The sequence below is a fragment of the Croceivirga radicis genome, assembly GCF_002072105.2.
Lineage (GTDB): Bacteria > Bacteroidota > Bacteroidia > Flavobacteriales > Flavobacteriaceae > Croceivirga > Croceivirga radicis.
The window spans coordinates 31,334-52,441 of sequence record NZ_MTBC01000011.1 but is presented as its reverse complement, the minus strand read 5'-3'; the positions used below and the strand labels follow the sequence as shown (position 1 = coordinate 52,441).

The window sequence follows — 21,108 nt, the reverse complement described above, 5'->3', positions numbered from 1 at the left end:
TAAAGGATGAAATCATTTGGAGCAAGTAAAGAATTTTTGTTGGATAAAGACCAAGAGTGGGAAACGGTTGGTGAAGGCGTAAAACGTAAGATTATGGGGTACGATGATAAGATTATGTTGGTAAAAGTGCATTTTGATGAAGGAGGCATCGGGTACGAACACGAACATTATCATTCCCAAACAACTTATGTTGCTAGCGGGGAGTTCGATTTTACCATAGGCGGCGTTAAACAAACCGTAAAAGAAGGAGATAGCGTATACATTCCGCCAAATGTATTGCATGGAGCCGTTTGCACTAAAAGCGGAATCCTAATAGACGTCTTTAGTCCAATTAGAGAAGACTTTATGGAGTAAGGAAATAGGCCTTCAAAATTTTATCAAATAAAGAAATTTTAAGGACTAAATTGTTAAATAATCATTTTTCCTTAAAAAAATTATAAAAATGATTTTTAGTTAACATATCAATAACTTATATTTGGTAAACCAAATTGGTAAACCAGTTTGGGTCACCAATTAAAAGTTAACCTATGATAATTAATTAAAAGCATAAAAAAAGGATAGGTGCACGCCTATCCTTTTGGAATATCACTTCTTTCGGAGGGAAGTAATACGACAGAGTACATCGCTGTGACCCTGAATTACAAAATTAAACAATTCATTTGGAATTTAAACTGCAAAAGGGGTCATGGTGGATTTGAACGACTAACTGCCAATGCACACGGCAGAAACACTATTGAAGATTAAATAGAAACTAACTGTACAAATGAATTTTAAACTAAAACTAATGCTCTCGATAGCTTTCCTTGCCGGTTTGCTATCTTATGCTCAGGACACTTATACCTTAACAGGTACGGTTTCTGATGCCAGTAACATTCCAATTCCTGGTGCCACAATTGTTGTAGCGAATACCACAAGAGGTGCGGCTACGGATTTTGATGGTAATTTTAGCATTCAAGTTGCTAAAGGAGATGTCTTAAATATTTCTTATTTGGGTTATAAGCCCCAATCCATAACCATTGCTAATCAACAATCTTTGAACATTGTTATGCAAGAAGACACCAACCAGTTAGATGAGGTGGTAATTGTAGGTTATGGTTCGCGAAAAAAAGTACACTTAACTGGAGCGGTATCGCAGGTGGTTAATGAAGATTTGGACCAAATTGCCGTTGCAAGGGTAGATGATGCACTTGTAGGTCAAATAGCAGGTGTAAATATTTCAGCTACAGAGGGTGAAGCTGGTTCTGCCCCAACTATTAGAATTAGGGGTGTTGGCTCATTAAATGGCGATTCTGCACCTTTGGTAGTGGTAGATGGTCTGCCCGTAGATAGCGATTTTCTTGGTAACCTAGATATGAACGAAGTACAAAGCTTTGATGTTTTAAAAGATGCTGCTTCTTCTGCAATCTACGGCTCTAGAGGGGCAAACGGGGTAATTTTAATTACTACTAAGCAAGGTAAAGAGGGTAAAACCAAATTTAGCTATAACGGTTATACTGGTTTTAAAGAGGCAAAGCAAAGCGACGCGTATTATTTTTCTATCGCAGAAACAGCTGCTGCTGAGTTGGCTGCTACTGGCGAATTGTCAGATAGAACAAGATACAAGCAATTAATTGGTATAGACCGTGATTGGCAAGATGTGATTTTTGATGGAGGTAAAATAGAAAGTCATTCGTTAAGCGCCAGAGGAGGGAGTGAAAACACTAAATTTAGTGCCTCTCTTGGATATTTACATGACGAGGGTGTTTTGCTTACAGACGATTACAAACGTTATAACATGCGTTTAAAAGTAGATACCAATATTGGAGACAATGTAAAGTTGGGTGCCAATATTGCTCCTTCTTATTCTAGAAGAAGACGTTTTGATGGTTCTACGCACGATATTTTAAGGCAAACACCATGGTTGCCAGTTTATCATGACAACAATACCATCCAATACGTGGATAGAAATGTGTATCCAGATGTTCAAGTTGGCGATTATGCTTTACAACGCCACTTTGATAATTATGATTTATATGGCGATGGTAGTGCCTTGGTAGATATTTCCAATACTTCTAATACCAACCCGGCGGCCAAGGTTTTGGAAAGAGACCGTAACGATTATAAATTCAAGATTGCCGGTAGTGTATATGGGCAATTTAAATTAGCAGATGGTCTAAATTTTAGGACCGTATTATCTGGTGATTATCAGAACACCTTTCAAGATAGATGGCAAGGGGTAGAATCCAATAGAAATGGGGCCTCTGCTGCAAGTTATAATGTTAGTAATGAAAATAGATTTCATATCGTTTCAGAGAATTACTTTACGTATGATAAAGTAATTGGTAAGCATGATATCTCTGCAATTGCTGGTCTTTCTGGTGAAAAGTGGGAATGGCAGGGAGATAGTTCTGCAGGTACGGGATATACATCAGATTTATTAAGAACCTTAAGTGCTGCAACGGTTTTATCTTCTATAGGATCATTTAAATTAGACGAAAGATTTCAATCTTATTTTGGTAGGGTAAACTATGCGTTTGATAATAAGTATCTAGCTTCTGTAAGTTATAGAAGAGATGGTAGTTCTATTTTTGGAGTAGACAAGAAGTTTGGAGATTTCCCAGCTGCTTCTTTAGGATGGCGCGTATCAGAAGAGAATTTCTTAAACAGTAGCTCTTTTGTTAGCAACTTAAAATTACGTGTTAGCTACGGATTTACCGGTAATAAAGACATAGATACTGGTAGTGATGTTATAGACCTGTATCCTTCTATACCATTGTTGGGTACCGGGGTGTATAATTCACAAGCAGCCTTTGTGGCATTAAATATCCAGAACCCAACCTTACAGTGGGAGCGTTTGGAAGAATTTAACCCCGGAGTAGATTTTGGATTTTTTAATGGGGTAATTTCCGGTTCTGTAGATTATTACGAACGTAAATCGGACAAACTTTTATTGTATAATCCGGTTTCTTCAACTACTGGATTTAGCAGTGCATTGGTAAACTTAGGACAAGTTAAAAATAGTGGTTGGGAACTAGAGTTACGTTCCAGAAACGTATCAACCCAAAATTTTAGATGGTCTACTACGCTTTTGGCTTCTATGAACGAGAATGAATTAACAGACTTTGCAGATGCCAACGGTCAAATCTTGAACGTAGATAGTAAGCGTGCCGCAGAATGGATAAACTTGGTAGGTAACCCAATATCATCGTATTACGGATGGGTTGTAGACCGTGACATTCCATTGGAATATTTAAACAACCCATACCACCCAGTAGGTGGCGAGGCACAAGATGTGTATGTAAAAGACCTTAATGGTGATGGTCTAATAGATGATGATGATAAAACTATTCTGGGTAACCCTTATCCAGACTTGATCTGGAGTGTTACCAATGACTTTAAAATTGGTAGCGTAGATGTAAGCTTCCTTTTTCAAGGTAGCCACGGGGCAGAAATTAGGAATATGGGGGATCAATATATTTTCAATCACTTTAATAGCGCTCAAGATTTTGATCCTGCGATAACACCAGATCAAGGTTTTATTAAAGAGAAAATCTTTACCAATGATATTATTCAAGACGCTTCTTATATCGCATTAAGAAATGTAAATATCGGGTATAATTTTCCTAAGGATATAACAGACAAATTAGGCCTTAGTAGCTTTAGGCTATACGCAACAGGACAGAACCTAATGTACTTAACCGCAGATGATTATACTGGTTTTAATCCAGAATCCATCAACGATACAAGTCCAACTACCTATGGTTACCAGCGTGCAGGATCTCCTGTGTTTAGAACAATTTCTATTGGTACCAATATTGAATTTTAAGGTTTAACTAGAAAGAAAATAGTAAAATGAGATTTATATATAAATATTTAGGTTTAGCAATGGTTCTTGGAACTTTGGTGGCCTGTGAGAGTGAATTTCTAGAACCCGTTCCAGAATCTGCTATAAGTAGTTTAGGTTATTTTAGTAATGATGAGGAGATAGAAACCGGTGTTATTGGCATGTACGATGCTATTCAGGGTATTAATTCTACCGACTTAGATGACAATAGAGGAGTACAATTAGAGTATTACCTAACCGAAATGCGTAGCGATAATACCCGAACCAAAAGTCAAGAGGGCGAGGCGGCTCAATTTGAAGAGTTTACGGTTTCTACTGCAAACGGTATTGTAAACAATTATTACAAAAGCTTCTATAATATAATTTACAGGGCCAATTTGGTCCTGGCAAATTTGGGTAATGCTTCAGATGCCAAAGCGGCACAATTTGAAGGTGAAGCAAAATTTGTAAGGGCTTATGCCTATTTTAATCTAGTTAGATTGTATGGCGATATCCCATTAGTAGATGGTTTAATAGGTCCTTTGGATAACGAAACCGCTTTTACTCGTGTTGCTACCACTTCAATTTATGAGCTTATTGTTTCAGATTTAGAGTTTGCTGCCAATAGTTTAAGCAACGGTGAAAAATTCAGGGCATCAAAAGCGGCTGCAGAAGCCTTGTTGGCCAAGGTACATTTAACGTTAGGTAATTATACCGATGCGCAAGTTTTATGTGAAAACGTTATGAGTTATGGTTTTACTTTAGAGCCTAATTTCAATGATATTTTTTACAATGAAGGCAACAATGAAATAATTTTTGCCATTGCCTATAACCCAGGTATTGAGTCTGATAGTCAGGATTTTTCCGCAGAGTTTATGAACGGTGTGGGTAGAACTGTAGGTGTAAATTATGTTACGGACGAAGCTATTGCTGCCCTAGACGAATTTGGAGGCGATAGAACACAATATTCATATCGCGTAGATCCTTCGCAACCCACCCAAACACAAGTGGTTAAATATTTGCCCAATGGTGAAGATGGAGGTGCAGATGGTAAAACTTTTAGTACGGATGCTACTTTGTCTGGCAATGACTGGATCGTAATTAGATATGCAGATGTTTTGTTGATGCACGCAGAGGCCATTTTGGCTGGAGGTCAAGAAACAAGCGCTGCTGCCGCTCTGGCTTCTTTTCAGCAAGTTAGGGATAGAGCTGGATTAACTACTCCGGTAACGTCTATCACAAAAACCGATTTGTTGACCGAAAGAAGGGTAGAGTTGGCTTTTGAAAACCATCGCCTTTTTGATTTAATCCGATTTGGGGTTGCACAAGAGGTACTATCTGCTTTTTCTACGGCTAATGGTTACGGGTTTACTGCAACAGACTTATTGTTGCCTATTCCCCAGAACGAGATAAACCTTAGCAAAGGTTTAATGAGTCAAAATCCTGGTTACTAAAATTGAATTTGAAATGAGAAACTTTAAGAATAACATCAAAAAATATATGCTTGCTGGTTTAGCCCTTATTGGGCTTACGGCTTGCGATTTTGAATACGATATTGCAGAAGAAGGTTCTTTGGCAGATTTAACCCCGCCAACTGCTAGTTTTTCCGCATCGCAGAGCGAAGTTGATTTTTTACAGTATAGCTTTGCCAATCAATCTAACAGCGCAACTACCTATGCTTGGGATTTTGGAGACGGCAACACCTCTTCAGAAGTAGATCCTGTTAACATTTTTCCTTCAGAAGGCACGTTTACGGTAAGTTTAACCGCGTCTGACGCCTTAGGTGCTACCAGCACTTTTAGTATGGATGTAACGGTGGTAGAACCAGAAGAGCCAGAAGCCATAACACCAGTGGTTCTGGAGGCTGATTTTGAAGATTTGAGTTTGCCAGATGGCACGGGAGACGGTAGGGATTCTTGGCGAAATGATTTTGGTGGGGTTATCCAAATTACCAGTAGCCCAGTACAGTCTGGGAGCCAAGCAGCAAAATTTCCTTCTGCAGGTGATCGTATTGCTTATCAATCAGATATTGCGGTAACACCAAATACAGATTATGTACTAACATACTATTATACGCTTAAAACTAGCAACCCGGGTACCATTACACTATCTGTTATAGGTGGTGGTATTTCAGATTTATCAGAATTGGACGGAGCTAAATTGGCAGATTTTGTTGGGGATGATCAAACCAGCGCAAATGATTACGTAAAAGTAGATTTACCCTTTAATACTGGTGCCAATGCTAGCATAGCCATTTTAATTACCAACCAAGGCGAAGAGGCAAGGTTAGATAACATCTCTATAGAACCAGTAGCGAATTAATTAGTTAGTTTTTCATGAAATTTTCGGCATTCATACTTGGTCTTTTTTCTTTTACGCTTTGTCAATTGGGTACAGCTCAGGACAATAGTTTGGTTTCCAACAATCGCTTAGTCAAGGAAATAAAAAAAGACAAAAAGAAGAAAAGGTATCGTTTGCCGAAAATTGATTTATCACATTGGAAAGTTACTATTCCCGCAGGTAAACCAGATGAGGTATCCCCGCCAGAAATTAAGGCCTATGCTAACATAGCTAAGCTTAAGCCTTATATGTATACAGATTCTACGGATGGATCTATTGTTTTCCATGCCGTTCCCATGCAAACAACCGCTAATACCAAATACTCAAGGTCAGAATTACGGGAACAAATGGAACCTGGTAATAACAATGTTAATTGGACTTTTGCACAAGGTGGCACTTTAAGTGGTACACTAAAAATGGATGCGGTTTCAAAAGGGTCGGATGGTAAATATCATAAGGTAATTATCATGCAAATACATGGTAGGTTAACCAATGAGCAAAGAGATAAGATTGGTCAAAAAGACAACAATGCACCACCTATTTTAAAAATTTATTGGGATAACGGAAAAATTCGTGTTAAGACCAAAGTATTAAAAATAAAAGGGCTTAATGGAGATGCACTTTTACACGAAAGTGTTTGGGGAGATGATGAAGGCCGTAACTTTAAGGAAAAAGTAAATTTTGACAAGTTTAGATTGGAAGTAAACGTCTCTGATGGTAAAATGGTAGTGTCCTTAAACCAGAATGAATTTTTTGTGTATGATGATGTCAATATCAGAAAATGGGGCGTTTTCGAAAATTACTTCAAGGCTGGTAACTATTTGCAAACTAGGGATGAAGGGGCTTTTGCCAAGGTTAAATATTATAAGTTGAAAGCAACGCATTAGTATGAAATGGTTCATCACTTTTAGAGTTATTAGTATACAACTATTCATTGCTTTTCTACTTGCAAGTTCTTGTGGTAAAGAAACAACAAGTAGGCAAGAAGAAGTTGTAACAACAGATGATGGTCTAGCTGTTGGCAATCCAGAACCTACAGCTGAAGAAGCAACTTATAAGTTACCGAATATTGACTTGAACAATTGGAAAGTTACTTTGCCAGTGGCCAAAGAAAACGGAAAACCATTAGAGGTTACACCTCCTGAAATTTTAGATTATGCTATAGATGAACGGCTGCTCCCGTTTATGTATAACGACTCTACTGATGGAGCGTTGGTATTCTACACTTTTCCAGGAGCTTCTACCGCAAATAGTTCTTATTCTAGAACCGAGCTGCGTGAACAAATGGAGCCAGGTAGCAACACAACAAATTGGACGTTTGCAGAAGGTGGAGAAATGGAAGGAACTTTAGCTGTTCCAGAAATCTCGGAAGATGCCAATGGCAAACCTTACCGTACAATTGTAATGCAAATTCATGGAAGGCTAACCAACGAACAAAGAGATTTAATTGGTGAGGATGATAATAATGCCCCTCCAGTATTAAAAATCTATTGGGCAAATGAAAAAATAAGGGTTCACACCAAAATATTAAAAGATACTACGGCATCAGATAAAGCTATTCTTAGTACCACCGCATGGAAAGATTCTGTTCGTGAATTTTCAGAAGTGGTAGGCAAGGAGAAATTCAGTCTTAAAATAAAAGCTTCTGAAGCAAGGTTAGAAGTAAGCCTAAATAACTCAGAAACATTTGTATATCAAGATGTGCATATGCGTAGATGGGGCATATTTGAAAATTACTTTAAAGCTGGCAATTATTTTACCAGTAAGGAAGAGAATACCAGTGCAACGGTTAAGTATTATGCATTGGAGGTAAGGCATTAAAATAGGTTTGAGTTAGTTTAGTTAAGTGAGGTCTTAAGCTGTTGTTAAACAGCGTTTTGGGCAACAGCTTTTTAAGGCTTTTGGTTAATTAAAAATTAATATGAATTATTGTTTTGTGGCTGTTTTAAATTGTGTAATTTTAACAAACCAATCTGGTTAACCAATTTTAATTCGGGTGGCTTATGAGAATGGAAATACTTACAAAAGGGGATAATGAAGGGGTTCAAAAAGATATAATTGAAAAGTTAAGAGACTTAATTGATTATAAGAATTTAGAGCCTGGGGATAAACTTCCTTCTGAACGTATGCTTTCTGAAAAATTTGGGGTTAGCAGAAGTAACGTAAGGGAAGCCATACAAAAATTGGAATTTTTTGGAATTTTGAAATCCAAGCCCCAAAGCGGCACTTTTATAGCCAATATTGGGCAAATTGCCATGAAAGGCATGTTGGAAGATATCCTAAAATTGGAAGATCCTGGGTTTAAGTCGTTGGTAGAAACACGTATTTTATTAGAACTCAAGACCGTGAAATTGGCATCTTTAAGAAGAACCGAAGAAGACTTGCAGAAAATAAGAGAAACGTTGGATGCTTATAAAGAAAAGGTGTTGAATGGTAAAGATGCGGTACAAGAAGATTTGTTATTTCACTTGGCCATAGCCAAAGCCAGTAAAAACAGTACCATGAATACGTTCATGTTAATTATAACCCCAGAGATAATCACCAATTTTGAAAAATATCATGTTTGTGATAGTGATCAATCTTTTATGGGTATACAAGAGCACGAGGATATTTTTGAAGCTATAAAAAAGCAAGATCCACAGTTGGCTAGAGAAAAAATGAAGGTACATTTTAAAACGTTGTACCAATATTGTTACAATACGTAATTAACGTATGATGTCCATAAGGTTGTATTGCACGCTACAACTTTATAGACTATTAAATAGGAGGGAAGTAAAACTTACTACACATATGAAGGTGCGCTCCTAGCATCATTAACATTCATGTTGTCTAAGTTTTATGTAAAACCGGATGGTTATGACAAATAGTTGTAACATTCTGGACAGACTTTTAATTGTTTAAAAACAAGAAATATGAAATTTAAAGGATTACGGTGGTGGGTTGTAGGATTGGTAGCTTTAGCCGCAATCATAAACTACATAGATAGGCAGGCTTTTGGAGCGCTATGGCCAGATATTGCAAAAGAATTATTTCCTGAAATGGATGGGGACGGGCATAAAGCTATTTATGGTTCTATTTCTACAGTATTTATACTATCCTATGCCGCAGGTCAAGGTTTATTTGGTAAAATCTTTGATTGGATTGGCACGCGTTTGGGCTTTGCATTATCCATCGCGGTTTGGTCCATTGCTACTATTTTACACGCGGTAGCACAAGGTTTGTACAGTTTTTCCATATTTAGGTCTATTCTAGGATTGGCAGAAGCGGGCAATTGGCCAGGGGCAGCCAAAGCAAATGCAGAATGGTTCCCCACTAAGGAGCGCGCTTTTGCTCAAGGTATCTTTAATTCAGGAGCGGCAATTGGGGGTATCGTTGCGTATCCTATCATAGGAATATTGGCAGATTTTTTATCGTGGAAATCTATTTTTATCGTGGTTGGTCTATTAGGTCTTTTATGGTTGTTACCTTGGTTGTTTATAGTTAAGGGAACCCCTAAAAAGCACCCCTGGCTATCAGAAGAGGAAAAAGAATATATCCTTACGGGACAAAAGAATCAGGATTTAGACGGTGACGGAAATTATGATGAAGGCTATAACCCAACTACGGGAAAACTTTTAAAGCATAAAGAAAGTTGGGGTGTAATTATTGCTTCGGCTGCTATAGACCCTATATGGTGGTTATTCATCGTATGGATTCCCATCTACCTATCAGAAGTATTTGGACTCAACGTAAAAGAAATCGCATTTTCTGCCTGGTTACCTTATGTAGGTGCCATGTTAGGTGCATGGGCCGGCGGATTGTTGGCGCAGAATCGTATAACAGCAGGTTGGTCTGTGGACAAGACCAGAAAAATGGTCATAACCCTAGGGTGTTTAATCATGTTACCTTGTTTCTTTCTATTAAAAGCCCCGGGAACGGCTACCAATGCAGTAATTATTATGGCTGTTTTGTTGTTTGGTTTTCAAGTGGCTATAGGTAACATACAAACACTTCCTAGTGATTTATTCAGCGGTAAAATAGTAGGTACGCTTTCAGGTTTTGCCGGTATGGCGGCCAAATTGGGTGCTGCAGGTCTAACGCTCTTGGTAACCTTTATAACCACTGGTGGTAATTATACGCCAGCTTTTATTATTGGTGGCATCTTAGCACTTGTGGCCCTTGGAGCGGTATGGGGTTTATGCCCAAAAATTGCACCACTAAAACCTAGACAATAAATAGTAATTAGATAATAAAAACAAATACATAAAATGAGCAATTCTAACGGAAAAGTAGCGGTAATAACTGGTGCAACAGGAGGTATCGGTTTTCAAGTAGCCAAAAGGCTAGGTCAAGACGGATACACCGTTATCCTTAATGGTATCGAGGACGAAAAAGGTGCCGAAAGAGTAAAAGAATTAGAGGCAGAGGGTATCAAAGCAGAATATTATGGTTTTGATGTTACCAAAGAAGATGCCGTCAACGAAAACATTAAAGCTATTGGCGATAAGTACGGGAAAATAGATGCACTTATCAACAATGCCGGTGGTCTTGGTGGTCGTTCTAGATTTGAAGAAATGACAACGGAATTCTACCGTTTTGTAATGGCATTGAACTTAGATTCTACCTTCTTTGCTTCGAGAGCAGCAATTCCTTACCTAAAAAAGGGGGAGAATGCTTCTATCATTAATTATACGTCAATCGCAGGTTGGAATGCTGGTGGGCCAGGTGCTGGTATTTATGGAACATCCAAAGCAGGTGTACATGCTATCACTAGAGCGTTGGCTAAAGATTTGGCAGAATATGGTATTCGTGTAAACGCAGTATCTCCAGGTACAATAGATACTCCATTCCACACCCAAATAAAATCAACCAAACCAGAAGTATTCGCTTCTTGGAAGAATAATATTTTACTAGGAAGATTAGGGCAGCCAGAGGATGTAGCCTCTGTCGTTTCTTTCTTGGTAAGTGATAATGCTGCCTTTTTAACGGCAGAGACCATCCAAGTAGGTGGTGGACAAGGATTAGGAATCTAATAAAATTTAAAAATGGGTAAGCTAGAAGGAAAAATTGCAGTGGTAACCGGTGGTTCTAGAGATATTGGTAGGGCTATCGCTATAAAATTGGCCAAAGAAGGTGCTCACGTAGCGGTAAACTACCTTAATTCAGAAAAAGGAGCCAACGAAACCGTTGCAGCGATTGAAGCATTGGGTAAAAAGGCAATTGCCGTTAAAGCAGATGTATCTAAACTAGAAGATATTCAACAACTAAAAGCAGAAGTCACTAAAGCTTTTGGCGAAAAAGTAGATATTCTAGTAAATAATGCCGGCGGATTATTTGCTCGTAAGACCTTACAAGAGTTTGATGAAGCGTTTTATGATTTAGTGATGAACGTGAACTTTAAATCTACGGTATTTGTATCCCAAGCCTTTGAACCTTTGATGGACAAAGGAGCTTCTATCATCAATATTTCTTCACAAGCAGCTAGAGATGGCGGCGGTGGTGGTTCTGCCTTGTACAGTTCCTCCAAAGGTGCGGTAACTACCTTTACTAGGGCTATGGCCAAAGAATTGGGTCCAAAAGGGATTCGCGTAAACGCACTTTGTCCGGGTCTAATCGGTACAAAATTTCATGACGATTTTACAAAGGATGAAATTCGGTCTAAAGTAGCATCGGTAACACCTTTACGTAGAGAAGGGCAAGCCACTGAGGTTGCCGATTTAGTAGCTTACTTGGCTACGGACGATGCCACGTTCGTAACCGGAAATAATATAGACATAAACGGAGGTTTGGCATTTAGCTAAGCTTTCTACAAACAACAAAGCATAACAGTCAATAATGAAAAAAGTAGTAACCTTCGGAGAAATTATGCTCCGTTTGGCCCCTCAAGGGTTTTTAAGATTTTCACAAGCCAACAGTTTTGATGTGGTATATGGCGGTGGCGAGAGTAACGTTGCCGTATCCTTAGCCAACTATGGCGTACCCGTAGATTTTGTAACACGTTTACCTAAGAATGATATTGGCCAATGTGCCCTTATGGAAATGCGCAAACGTGGGGTGGGTACGGATAAGATTGTTTATGGCGGTGACCGTTTAGGTATCTATTTTTTAGAAACTGGTGCGGTTTCTAGAGGTAGTAAAGTGGTGTATGACCGTGCACATTCTGCTATGGCAGAGATAGAAAAAGGCATGGTTGACTGGAAATCTGTTTTTGAAGGTGTAGAATGGTTCCATTGGACAGGGATTACCCCTGCCATTTCCCAGGGTGCCGCAGATGCCTGTTTAGAGGCAGTAAAAGCAGCTAGTGATATGGGCGTTACCATTTCTACCGATTTAAATTATAGAGCTAAACTTTGGAAATATTGTGATGATGCTAAGCGCGAAGAAATAATGGCTGAGCTTACATCCTATTGCGATATTGTTTTGGGGAATGAAGAAGATGCAGAAAAGCATTTTGGCATTAAACCAGAAGGTTTAGATATTACTACTCAAGGAGAACATGTAAAGGCCGAAGCATTTTTATCGGTTTGTGAGCAAATGATGAAACGTTTTCCACGTGCTAAGAAAGTAATTACCACCTTAAGAGGTTCCCTTTCTGCAAGCCACAACACATGGGCGGGTGTATTGTATGATGGTAAAACCATGTACAAATCTCCAGAATACCAGATTACACATATTGTAGACCGTGTAGGTGGGGGCGATTCTTTCATGGGTGGTTTAATTTACGGATTACTAAAATACCCAGAAGATGACCAAAACGCCTTGAATTTTGCAGTTGCTGCTTCTTGCTTAAAGCACACTATTAAAGGCGATGCTAATTTGGCTACGGTAGATGAAGTAGAAAAATTAATGAGTGGTGATGCATCCGGAAGGGTGGCTAGATAAAAATGGCATGGCACAGTATTCAAGAATTGAAGTAATACAAGCAATGAAGGACACCGGGATGGTGCCTTTATTCTATCACCCAGATGTAGAATTGGGCAAAAAAGTACTAAAAGCCTGTTATGATGGGGGGGCACGTTTGTTAGAGTTTACCGCTAGAGGTGATTTTGCTTACGAAGTGTTTTTAGAGCTGAACAAATATGCAATTAAAGAACTTCCGGGAATGATTATGGGCGTTGGTTCCATTACAGATGCAGCGGCGGCTAGCTTGTTTATACAAATGGGAGCCAACTTTATAGTAACACCGTCTTTAAGAGAAGATATTGCCAAGGTTTGCAACCGTAGAAAAGTACTATGGTCTCCGGGTTGCGGTAGCTTAACAGAAATAAATGCTGCAGAAGAGTTGGGGTGTGAGCTAGTAAAATTATTCCCAGGTTCTACTTATGGTCCTGGCTTTGTAAAAGCCATTAAAGGCCCACAACCTTGGACTAGTGTAATGCCAACGGGCGGGGTAAGTACAGACAAAGACAATCTAAAAGGTTGGTTTGATGCTGGAGTAACTTGCGTAGGTATGGGGTCTAAGCTCATCTCTAAAACTATTTTAGAAAATAAAGATTACAATGGGTTACGGCAATTAGTGGCTTCTACTTTAGAAACCATCAAATCCTTACAATAATATCGGTTTAAATTGAAAACGCTACCACCCATTTTTAAGAAGATACTTGGCCTGATTTTAAGTTTCGGGCCGGGTATTTTTGCTATTGGGTATACCATTGGTACCGGTAGCGTAACTTCTATGACAGTAGCTGGCAGTACCTATGGCATGCAATTACTTTGGGTTTTGGTCCTTAGTTGTCTCTTTTCAGGAGTTCTTATTTACGCTTACGGCCAATATGCATTAGTGACTGGGGAAACAGGTTTATTCGCGTTTAGAAAGCATTTAAAGTATGGTAAACTCATGGCACTCTTGGTACTGGTGGGGATTTCTTTTGGGCAATGGAATTCGCTCATGGGTATATTGGGTATTAGCGCCAGTATTGTTCAGGAGATTCTTGCTATATATATCCCTGTTATAAAAACTATTGGTATTAATGTAGTTTTTATTATTGCAGCGGTAATTATTGTAACAATGTATTTACTTCTACTCAAGGGTAAGTACACGTTTTTTGAAAAAATCTTGGTCATTTTCGTGACCATCATGGGATTTTCATTTTTATTTTCATTATTTCTTGTACACCCTTTACCTGTAGAGGTCATACAAGGATTAATCCCCTCAATACCCCAAGTAGAAGGGGGTAAGATGATGGTAGCTGCCTTTGTAGGTACCACTATGGCATCTGCTACTTTTTTATCTAGACCACTATTTGTAAAAGGCAAGGGCTGGACCTTGGAAGCCAATGGAGCACAACAGAAAAAAGACGCAATCATTGCGGCTATATTGGTTTTTGCAATTAGTGGTGCAATCATGGCTGTTGCTTGTGGGGCCCTTTTTCATGAAGGCAGAGGTGTTAAGACGGTGTTAGATATGGTAGGAATACTAGAACCCGTAGCGGGCAAATTTGCTTTAACGTTATTCTTTTTTGGCACCCTAAGTGCAGGCTTATCGTCTATTTTTCCTTGTTTACTTATTGCTCCTATTCTTTTGGCAGATTATCAGTCGGGAACATTGGATACAAAATCCAAACAGTTCAAGACAATCACGGCCATAGCTTGCTTATTTGCGTTGATAGGACCTGCAATTGGTGCAAATGCTATTGAAGTGCAAATTCTTTCTCAAGTATTTAATGTTTTTGTGCTACCACTTGTTGTAGCTGGTATTTTGTACTTAATGAACTTTACTGCTGTAATGGCAAAACATCGCCCACATTGGACACTTAATTTAATTATGGGAGCTGCTTTTCTATTTGCCTGTGTTATTTCTTATAATGGTATTGTGGCCTTAGTGCAATATTTTTCCATAATCTAGGGAAGATTGTTGGGTTATTTTAATGGAATACCCCGTAGCCGTTCAAAGTCTTTGTATGCTTTTTTAACTTTTTCTGGAGAAACTGGCTCAAACTCTTTTGCTGTAATGCGATAGTCCTTTTGTAAGCTATCTAATTTTTTATGAAGTAGAGCAATAGTATGAGCATAGTTTTCATCATTAATAGCATTGTATTGCTCATTAGGGTCTTTTTGTAAATCGTAAAATTCCCAGGTATCAATGTCATCATAAAAATGAATCAATTTGTAGCGTTTGGTACGTACGCCATAATGCCTTTTTACCATATGAAAAGCTGGGTAATCATAAAAATGGTAATAAATAGCATCTTTAAAATCATATGAATTTCCAGTGAGTAATGGCATAAAAGAAGTGCCTTGCATCCCTGCGGCCATAGATTTACCACCTGCTAGGTCTAAAAAAGTTGGGGCAAAATCTAAATTTTGGGTAAGGGCATCAATCATTATTCCCGGCTCAATTACTCCGGGTAATTGCATTAATAAAGGCATTTTAAAGGCAGTTTCGTACATAAATCGCTTGTCAAACCAACCATTTTCGCCCAAATAAAATCCTTGGTCTGTAGTGTACACCACTAATGTGTTTTGGTCTAGCCCTTCTTTTTCTAAATAATCTAAAATTTTGCCCACACCTTCATCTACTGCGGCTACGGTAGCCATGTATTCTTGCATGTACCGCTGGTATTTCCATTTGGCTAGGTCTTCGCCATGAAGATTGGCCTTATAAAAAGCATTGTTTTTGGGTAGGTAGGCAGCATTCCACCTTGCTTTTTGTTCGGGGGTCATCCGGTTAAAATCATCTGTCCATGGATTGTTGCTAAGTTCAGTGGTATTTGGGCCAGTACTCAGCTTTAAATCGTGACCCTCATACATATCTTCATAAATGGTCTGTAGTTGTTGCTGGGCCGCTACTTGATTTGGAAATTTAGAAAAGTAAGTTTTAGGTAGTGGAAATTGGACAGCGTCATACATATTTAAATGCCTTAAAGCGGGCATCCAATTTCTATGTGGTGCTTTTTGATGTACCATTAAAAAGAATGGAGACTTGTCCTTTCTATTTTTAGACAACCAGTTGAGCGCTTTATTCGTGATAATGTCAGTAGCGTATCCTTCAATACGGGTAGTATCCTCTTTAGAAATGAAATCTGGATTGTAGTATTTTCCTTGGTCGTCCAATATTTCCCAATGGTCAAAACCTTGAGGATTACCGTGTAAGTGCCATTTGCCTACTAAGGCGGTGTTGTAACCTAGCTGTTTTAAAAATTTAGGAAGCGTTGCTTGATTCCCGTTAAAGCGGTCGCCATTCATCCTAAAGCCATTTTCATGACTCATTTTGCCCGTTAATATCACCGCTCTGCTGGGTCCGCAGATGGAGTTGGTACAATAGTTGTGCGTAAATAATGCTCCATTTTTAGCAATGCGGTCAATGTTTGGTGTTGACGCCAATTTACCAATAGGATGCCCATATGCACTAATAGCTTGTTCTGCATGGTCATCTGCCATGATAAATATAATGTTGGGTGGTCTAGAAACTTCTACAGCTTCTTTATTGAATTGTTCTTTACAATGAACAAATCCAATTAGGAAAAAGATAAGCAACAAGCACTTAAACCACCGCATCTATTTAATTTACAAGTTCAAATCTATTTTGTAGTTCAGTGGTGCTATCCCCGCCAACGAACACTTGAAATTCACCGGGTTCCGCAATAAAGTTGAGGTCCGTATCATAGAATTTCAAATCTTCAGTTTGCAGTTTAAATTGTACGATTTGTTCTTCGCCCTTCTTCAAGAATATTTTTTTGAATCCCTTTAGTTCACGAACTGGAGGCGTAGTGCTCCTAACAACATCCCTTACATATAGTTGTACCACTTCTTTACCATCAAAATCACCCGTATTTTTTACCTTAACAGAAACGGTTATAGAGTCGTTTGGTCCCAGTTCTGCCTTATCTAGGGTAACATCAGAATAGCTAAAAGTGGTATAGCTTAATCCAAAACCAAATGGATATAATGGGGTATTGCAGACATCTAAATAATTACTGGTAAATTTTTGAAATCCGCAGTCGGCTGTTTTGGCTGGGTCCAATGGTCTACCTGTATTTTTATGAGCATAGAACAGGGGTACTTGTCCTACATTTCTTGGAAAGGTAGCGGTTAATTTTCCAGACGGATTTACCGCTCCAAACAATACATCGGCAATAGCTAAACCAGCTTCGCTCCCCGGAAACCATGCATTTAAAATTGCAGGTGCCTCCTCTTGCATTTTTGTTATGGCCAGTGGCCTCCCTGTAAATAACACAACTACCACGGGTTTGCCTGTGGCTAAAAGTGCATCTAATAAGTCTTGCTGGGCTTTTGGTATTTGCAAATTGGTAATACTACTACTTTCACCGCTGCGTTCTGCGGTTTCTCCTATGGCCGCCACAACAACGTCAGATTTTTTGGCAACAGCGAGGGCTTCTGCCAATAGTTGCGCATCTGTTCTGCCATCTCTGGTAATCTCTTTACCAAACATGGTAATGCGTTTTTCATAGGCTTCGTCATAGGCAACATTGCTACCTTTTGCGTAGTTTATGGTGACCGCTTCACCTGCAACTTCTTTCAATCCTTCTAAAACAGAAATAGACTTTTCTTGCTGTGTGGCAACACTCCAGGTACCGGCCATGTTGTGTGGTGTATTCGCCAGCGGGCCAATTAAGGCAATTGAGCCCGATTTTTTAAGGGGTAAAACGCCTTCGTTTTTTAAAAGCACCATAGACTCTGCACTCACTTTACGAGCAAAATCTCTATTCTCTTTGGTGAAAACTTCGTTTTTAGTACGGGTGGTATCGCAATATTTGTAAGGGTCATCAAATAAACCGAGTTGGTATTTAGCGGTTAAGATGCGTTTAACAGCAGTGTCTATATTAATTTCAGAAACCAATCCTTCTTCTAGCGATTGTTTAAGTGTGGTCAAAAATCCTTCGCCTACCATATCCATATCCAAACCGGCATTTAATGCTCTGGCACTTACTTGTTGTAGGTTACCAATACCATGAGCCACCATTTCATTAATTCCGGTATAATCTGAAACTACAAAACCATTAAACCCCCACTGTTCTCTAAGCACTTCTGTTAACAACCACTTATTGGCAGTTGCCGGTATACCATCAACTTCATTAAAAGATGCCATAACAGAGGCTACTCCGGCATCAATAGCAGCTTTATACGGTGGTAGATAATCATTGTACATGCGTACTCTACTCATGTCTACCGTATTGTAATCTCTACCAGCTTCTGAGGCACCATACAACGCAAAGTGCTTAACACAGGCCAATAAGGTATTGTTTGCCGATAAATCATCTCCTTGATATCCTTTAACCATTGCAGCAGCTATCTTACCACCAAGAAAAGGGTCTTCTCCAGAGCCCTCGGAAATTCTACCCCACCGAGGGTCTCTAGAGATATCCACCATAGGGGAAAAAGTCCAGTTTATACCGTCTGCAGAAGCCTCTTGAGCGGCAACTCTTGCGGTTTGTTGTATCAAATCCATATCCCAACTGGCAGCAAGACCCAGTGGAATAGGGAAGGTGCTTTGGTAGCCGTGAATAACATCCATGCCAAATAACAATGGAATTTTTAACCGACTTTCTTCTACGGCAATCCGTTGTACTTCTTTAATTTTTGCCGCGGTTTTTATATTGAATAAACCCCCAACTTTACCTGCTGCAATTTTGCTAGCAATATCTGAGCTTTGTGCTTGGCCTGTAGTAATATCCCCAGAAGAGGGTAAATTTAATTGACCAATCTTTTCTTCTAAAGTCATCAGCGCCAAGATGGAATCTACTTCTTTCTGGTACGGTAGTTCTTGGGATGGTTGGGCTGGCTTTTGTTCATTGCAACTTAGGGTTATAAGTACCAATAGGCCTAAGGCGATAAGTTTATTTTTCATTCGTCTTTTTTTCTGTATTCTGATTTTTGGTCTTACTAAACAACCACGGTAACAGGTCTGGTTCTTTAAAAGCAGGATCCCAGCTGTTGTGGTTGGCAAAATCATATAGAGTAAACTTTGGATGCGCCCCTGCTTCTAATAGTGCATTTACCATTGCTAAAGATTGGGTAGGTGCTACTACATTGTCTTGGGCACCATGAAAAGCCCATATAGGCGTTGTTTGTGCATAGGTATTAACGTTTTTGGGGTCGCCAGCACCGCAAATTGGTATAGCTGCTGCAAAAGTTTCAGGTTTACGGTATATCAACTCAAACGTACCCATACCTCCCATAGATAATCCCATAACATATACTTGGACTTTGTCTACAAACTCTTGTTGTAAATAAGTGTCCAATAATTGTAAAACCATTTTCATGGATTGGGTAGGGCCTTCCTGATACCTAAAATCTAATTGAACGGGATAATTACTTCTATCTACGGTAACTTGAGACCAGTAATCGTCTGTTGGGCATTGCGGAAAAAGTACTATGGCAGGAAACTGTTCTTGTATTCTATCTGTGGCAAAAACAGCAGCACCATGGGTAAGTTGCTTTGTGTTATCCGCACCACGCTCTCCAGCACCGTGTAAGAACAGCACCAAAGGATAACTTTTTTTTGGATTGAAGTCTTTTGGTAATAATTGCCTAAAAAGTAAGCTGTCTGCCCCTTGAACAAAGACTTCTTTGGAAAATTTTTCTTGGTTTTGAGCTAAGGCCATTTGCCCAAGAATAAAAAGACCAATCAGGAGTATTAGTTTTTTTGATTTCATAGTTTAAAATCCTAGTTTTTGTAACCCGTTTTGTACTGCTTCAGACTGCATAAACAGGTTCCACAGCAAACCACTACGGTAGTTTTCTATCATAATAATTTGTGGACCTTGGTCAATGGCCAAATAAGCATCTGCTACCCAAAAATTATATTCAGGGCTAAAAGCATCGTAGAAGCCTGCAGGACCTAGTAGTTTATCTTTATGAGAATAGAAATAGCGCATGGCTTTAAGCGATTCTTCTGGGGTATAGACAATAGAACTGATTGCAGCTGTTGGTGAAATTACACCAATGTCATTGCTTGGTTGATGGGCGTTATACCCAATACTACCGTCGTTATTTCTAGAATAACTGGCGGTTAGGCCCCAGCAGTTTTCACTGTAATCTTTAAACCCTTTTGGGTTTTCTATACTGTAATTAAGGTTGATTTTAGTGTGATTCACATTGGCAGTCCAATAGTTTACATACTGGTCCGAAAGTTCTTTGGGATTTAAGCCTAAGTAGGAATAATGTGCCCAAAACAAGGGGCCGCCATAATTAGAACCGCCAGCATGGTTTACCACAAGGGGATACCCATATTGATTGGTATTTGAAGCAATACCTCCATTGCTCGCCCAACCTTGGGTGTATACTTCTTTATCAATACTGTAATCCGTAGAAGCTGCGGCAAGAATAAAAGTAATGAGCGTTTCGTTGTATCCCTTTAATTCTAAATTAATATCAAAGCCATACGTAGGGCTCCAATGCCAATACAAAGCATTTTGGTTTTGGGTATACCAATTCCATTCCACACCCTCCCATAGTTCAGTAGCTTTGTTAGCAAGCATTTTTTCTGCTTCCGTACCGTTTTTAAAGTATTCGCTAATACAGATTAAGCCTTGTGCCAAAAAAGCAGTTTCTACTAAATCACCCCCATCATCTTTATCGCTAAACGGTATTACGTTGCCCGTACTACCATTTAACCAATGTGGCCAAGCACCATGAAATCTATCGGCAACTGTAAAAAAATCTAGTATCTTTTCAATCCTTTCTACGCCTTGTTCTCTGGTGATAAAGCCTCTTTCTATACCAACCAAAATTGCCATAAGTCCAAAACCAGAACCACCCGTGGTAACCACTTGGGCATCTTTTTGGGGTTCTTTAGGATGATAACGCTCCTTGGCGGCACCAGAATTACTTTCTGCATAATCCCAGAAATAGGCAAAAGTGGTTTCTTGCGTTAAGTCTAACAGGGCTTCGTCCGTAATATTGGGTTCTTCAACCGTAGTAGCATCATCAGGAAATTCGATAGGCGTGTAGGTATAATCATCGCCTCCACAGGAAGATAGGGAGACGACGATTAATAAAGCAACTATGAAATTTCTGTAGGTCAT

The 21,108-nt window shown here is 39.1% G+C and carries 17 protein-coding genes; 13 read left to right on the top strand and 4 right to left on the bottom strand.

The features are described from left to right. Nucleotides 1-6 precede the first annotated feature (6 nt). The 13 genes from BUL40_RS14115 to BUL40_RS14055 all read left to right on the top strand — a co-directional run bounded on the left by BUL40_RS14115 (nt 7) and on the right by BUL40_RS14055 (nt 14,966). Nucleotides 7-354 carry a cupin domain-containing protein gene (locus tag BUL40_RS14115; RefSeq protein ID WP_010519987.1) on the top strand — a complete coding sequence of 116 codons (348 nt, stop codon included), beginning with the start codon at nt 7-9 and terminating at the stop codon, nt 352-354. Nucleotides 355-763: 409 nt separating this feature from the next. After that, nucleotides 764-3,805 carry a SusC/RagA family TonB-linked outer membrane protein gene (locus BUL40_RS14110; protein WP_010519988.1) on the top strand — a complete coding sequence of 1,014 codons (3,042 nt, stop codon included), beginning with the start codon at nt 764-766 and terminating at the stop codon, nt 3,803-3,805. A 26-nt stretch (nt 3,806-3,831) separates the two neighbouring features. Then, nucleotides 3,832-5,256: a RagB/SusD family nutrient uptake outer membrane protein gene (locus BUL40_RS14105; RefSeq protein WP_080319778.1), complete on the top strand. Its 1,425-nt coding sequence runs from the start codon at nt 3,832-3,834 to the stop codon at nt 5,254-5,256. 13 nt (nt 5,257-5,269) lie between these two features. Further along, complete coding sequence (locus BUL40_RS14100; RefSeq protein ID WP_080319777.1) at nt 5,270-6,124, top strand: PKD domain-containing protein; 855 nt, start codon at nt 5,270-5,272, stop codon at nt 6,122-6,124. A gap of 14 nt (nt 6,125-6,138) precedes the next feature. After that, nucleotides 6,139-7,029 (top strand): polysaccharide lyase family 7 protein, encoded by an 891-nt coding sequence (locus BUL40_RS14095; RefSeq protein WP_080319776.1) that lies wholly within the window; start codon nt 6,139-6,141, stop codon nt 7,027-7,029. A 1-nt stretch (nt 7,030) separates the two neighbouring features. Then, a complete protein-coding gene (locus BUL40_RS14090) occupies nt 7,031-7,963 on the top strand; it encodes a polysaccharide lyase family 7 protein (protein ID WP_080319775.1) in 933 nt (310 codons plus the stop codon). A gap of 182 nt (nt 7,964-8,145) precedes the next feature. Continuing rightward, complete coding sequence (locus BUL40_RS14085) at nt 8,146-8,847, top strand: FadR/GntR family transcriptional regulator (RefSeq protein ID WP_010519993.1); 702 nt, start codon at nt 8,146-8,148, stop codon at nt 8,845-8,847. Nucleotides 8,848-9,054: 207 nt separating this feature from the next. After that, nucleotides 9,055-10,356: an MFS transporter gene (locus BUL40_RS14080; RefSeq protein WP_080319774.1), complete on the top strand. Its 1,302-nt coding sequence runs from the start codon at nt 9,055-9,057 to the stop codon at nt 10,354-10,356. Nucleotides 10,357-10,389: 33 nt separating this feature from the next. After that, nucleotides 10,390-11,154 (top strand): SDR family NAD(P)-dependent oxidoreductase, encoded by a 765-nt coding sequence (locus BUL40_RS14075; protein ID WP_080319773.1) that lies wholly within the window; start codon nt 10,390-10,392, stop codon nt 11,152-11,154. Between the two features lie 12 nt (nt 11,155-11,166). Then, nucleotides 11,167-11,922: an SDR family NAD(P)-dependent oxidoreductase gene (locus BUL40_RS14070; RefSeq protein ID WP_080319772.1), complete on the top strand. Its 756-nt coding sequence runs from the start codon at nt 11,167-11,169 to the stop codon at nt 11,920-11,922. A 34-nt stretch (nt 11,923-11,956) separates the two neighbouring features. Continuing rightward, a complete protein-coding gene (locus tag BUL40_RS14065; protein WP_080319771.1) occupies nt 11,957-13,003 on the top strand; it encodes a sugar kinase in 1,047 nt (348 codons plus the stop codon). Between the two features lie 7 nt (nt 13,004-13,010). Then, a complete protein-coding gene (locus tag BUL40_RS14060) occupies nt 13,011-13,676 on the top strand; it encodes a bifunctional 4-hydroxy-2-oxoglutarate aldolase/2-dehydro-3-deoxy-phosphogluconate aldolase (RefSeq protein ID WP_080319847.1) in 666 nt (221 codons plus the stop codon). Nucleotides 13,677-13,688: 12 nt separating this feature from the next. Next, complete coding sequence (locus BUL40_RS14055; RefSeq protein WP_080319770.1) at nt 13,689-14,966, top strand: Nramp family divalent metal transporter; 1,278 nt, start codon at nt 13,689-13,691, stop codon at nt 14,964-14,966. A 14-nt stretch (nt 14,967-14,980) separates the two neighbouring features. Here BUL40_RS14055 and BUL40_RS14050 read toward each other — a convergent pair whose 3' ends face one another. From BUL40_RS14050 to BUL40_RS14035, 4 genes are read right to left on the bottom strand one after another with little or no spacing between them, the layout of a single operon-like run. Continuing rightward, nucleotides 14,981-16,618: a sulfatase family protein gene (locus tag BUL40_RS14050; protein WP_080319769.1), complete on the bottom strand. Its 1,638-nt coding sequence runs from the start codon at nt 16,616-16,618 to the stop codon at nt 14,981-14,983. A 4-nt stretch (nt 16,619-16,622) separates the two neighbouring features. Beyond that, a complete protein-coding gene (gene bglX, locus BUL40_RS14045; protein ID WP_080319768.1) occupies nt 16,623-18,929 on the bottom strand; it encodes a beta-glucosidase BglX in 2,307 nt (768 codons plus the stop codon). Next, the gene (locus tag BUL40_RS14040; protein WP_080319767.1) at nt 18,919-19,737 is read right to left on the bottom strand and encodes a carboxylesterase family protein; all 819 of its coding nucleotides are present in this window, start codon (nt 19,735-19,737) and stop codon (nt 18,919-18,921) included. Before BUL40_RS14040 ends, bglX begins: the two co-directional genes overlap by 11 nt. 3 nt (nt 19,738-19,740) lie before the next feature. Next, a complete protein-coding gene (locus tag BUL40_RS14035) occupies nt 19,741-21,108 on the bottom strand; it encodes a glucoamylase family protein (RefSeq protein WP_080319766.1) in 1,368 nt (455 codons plus the stop codon).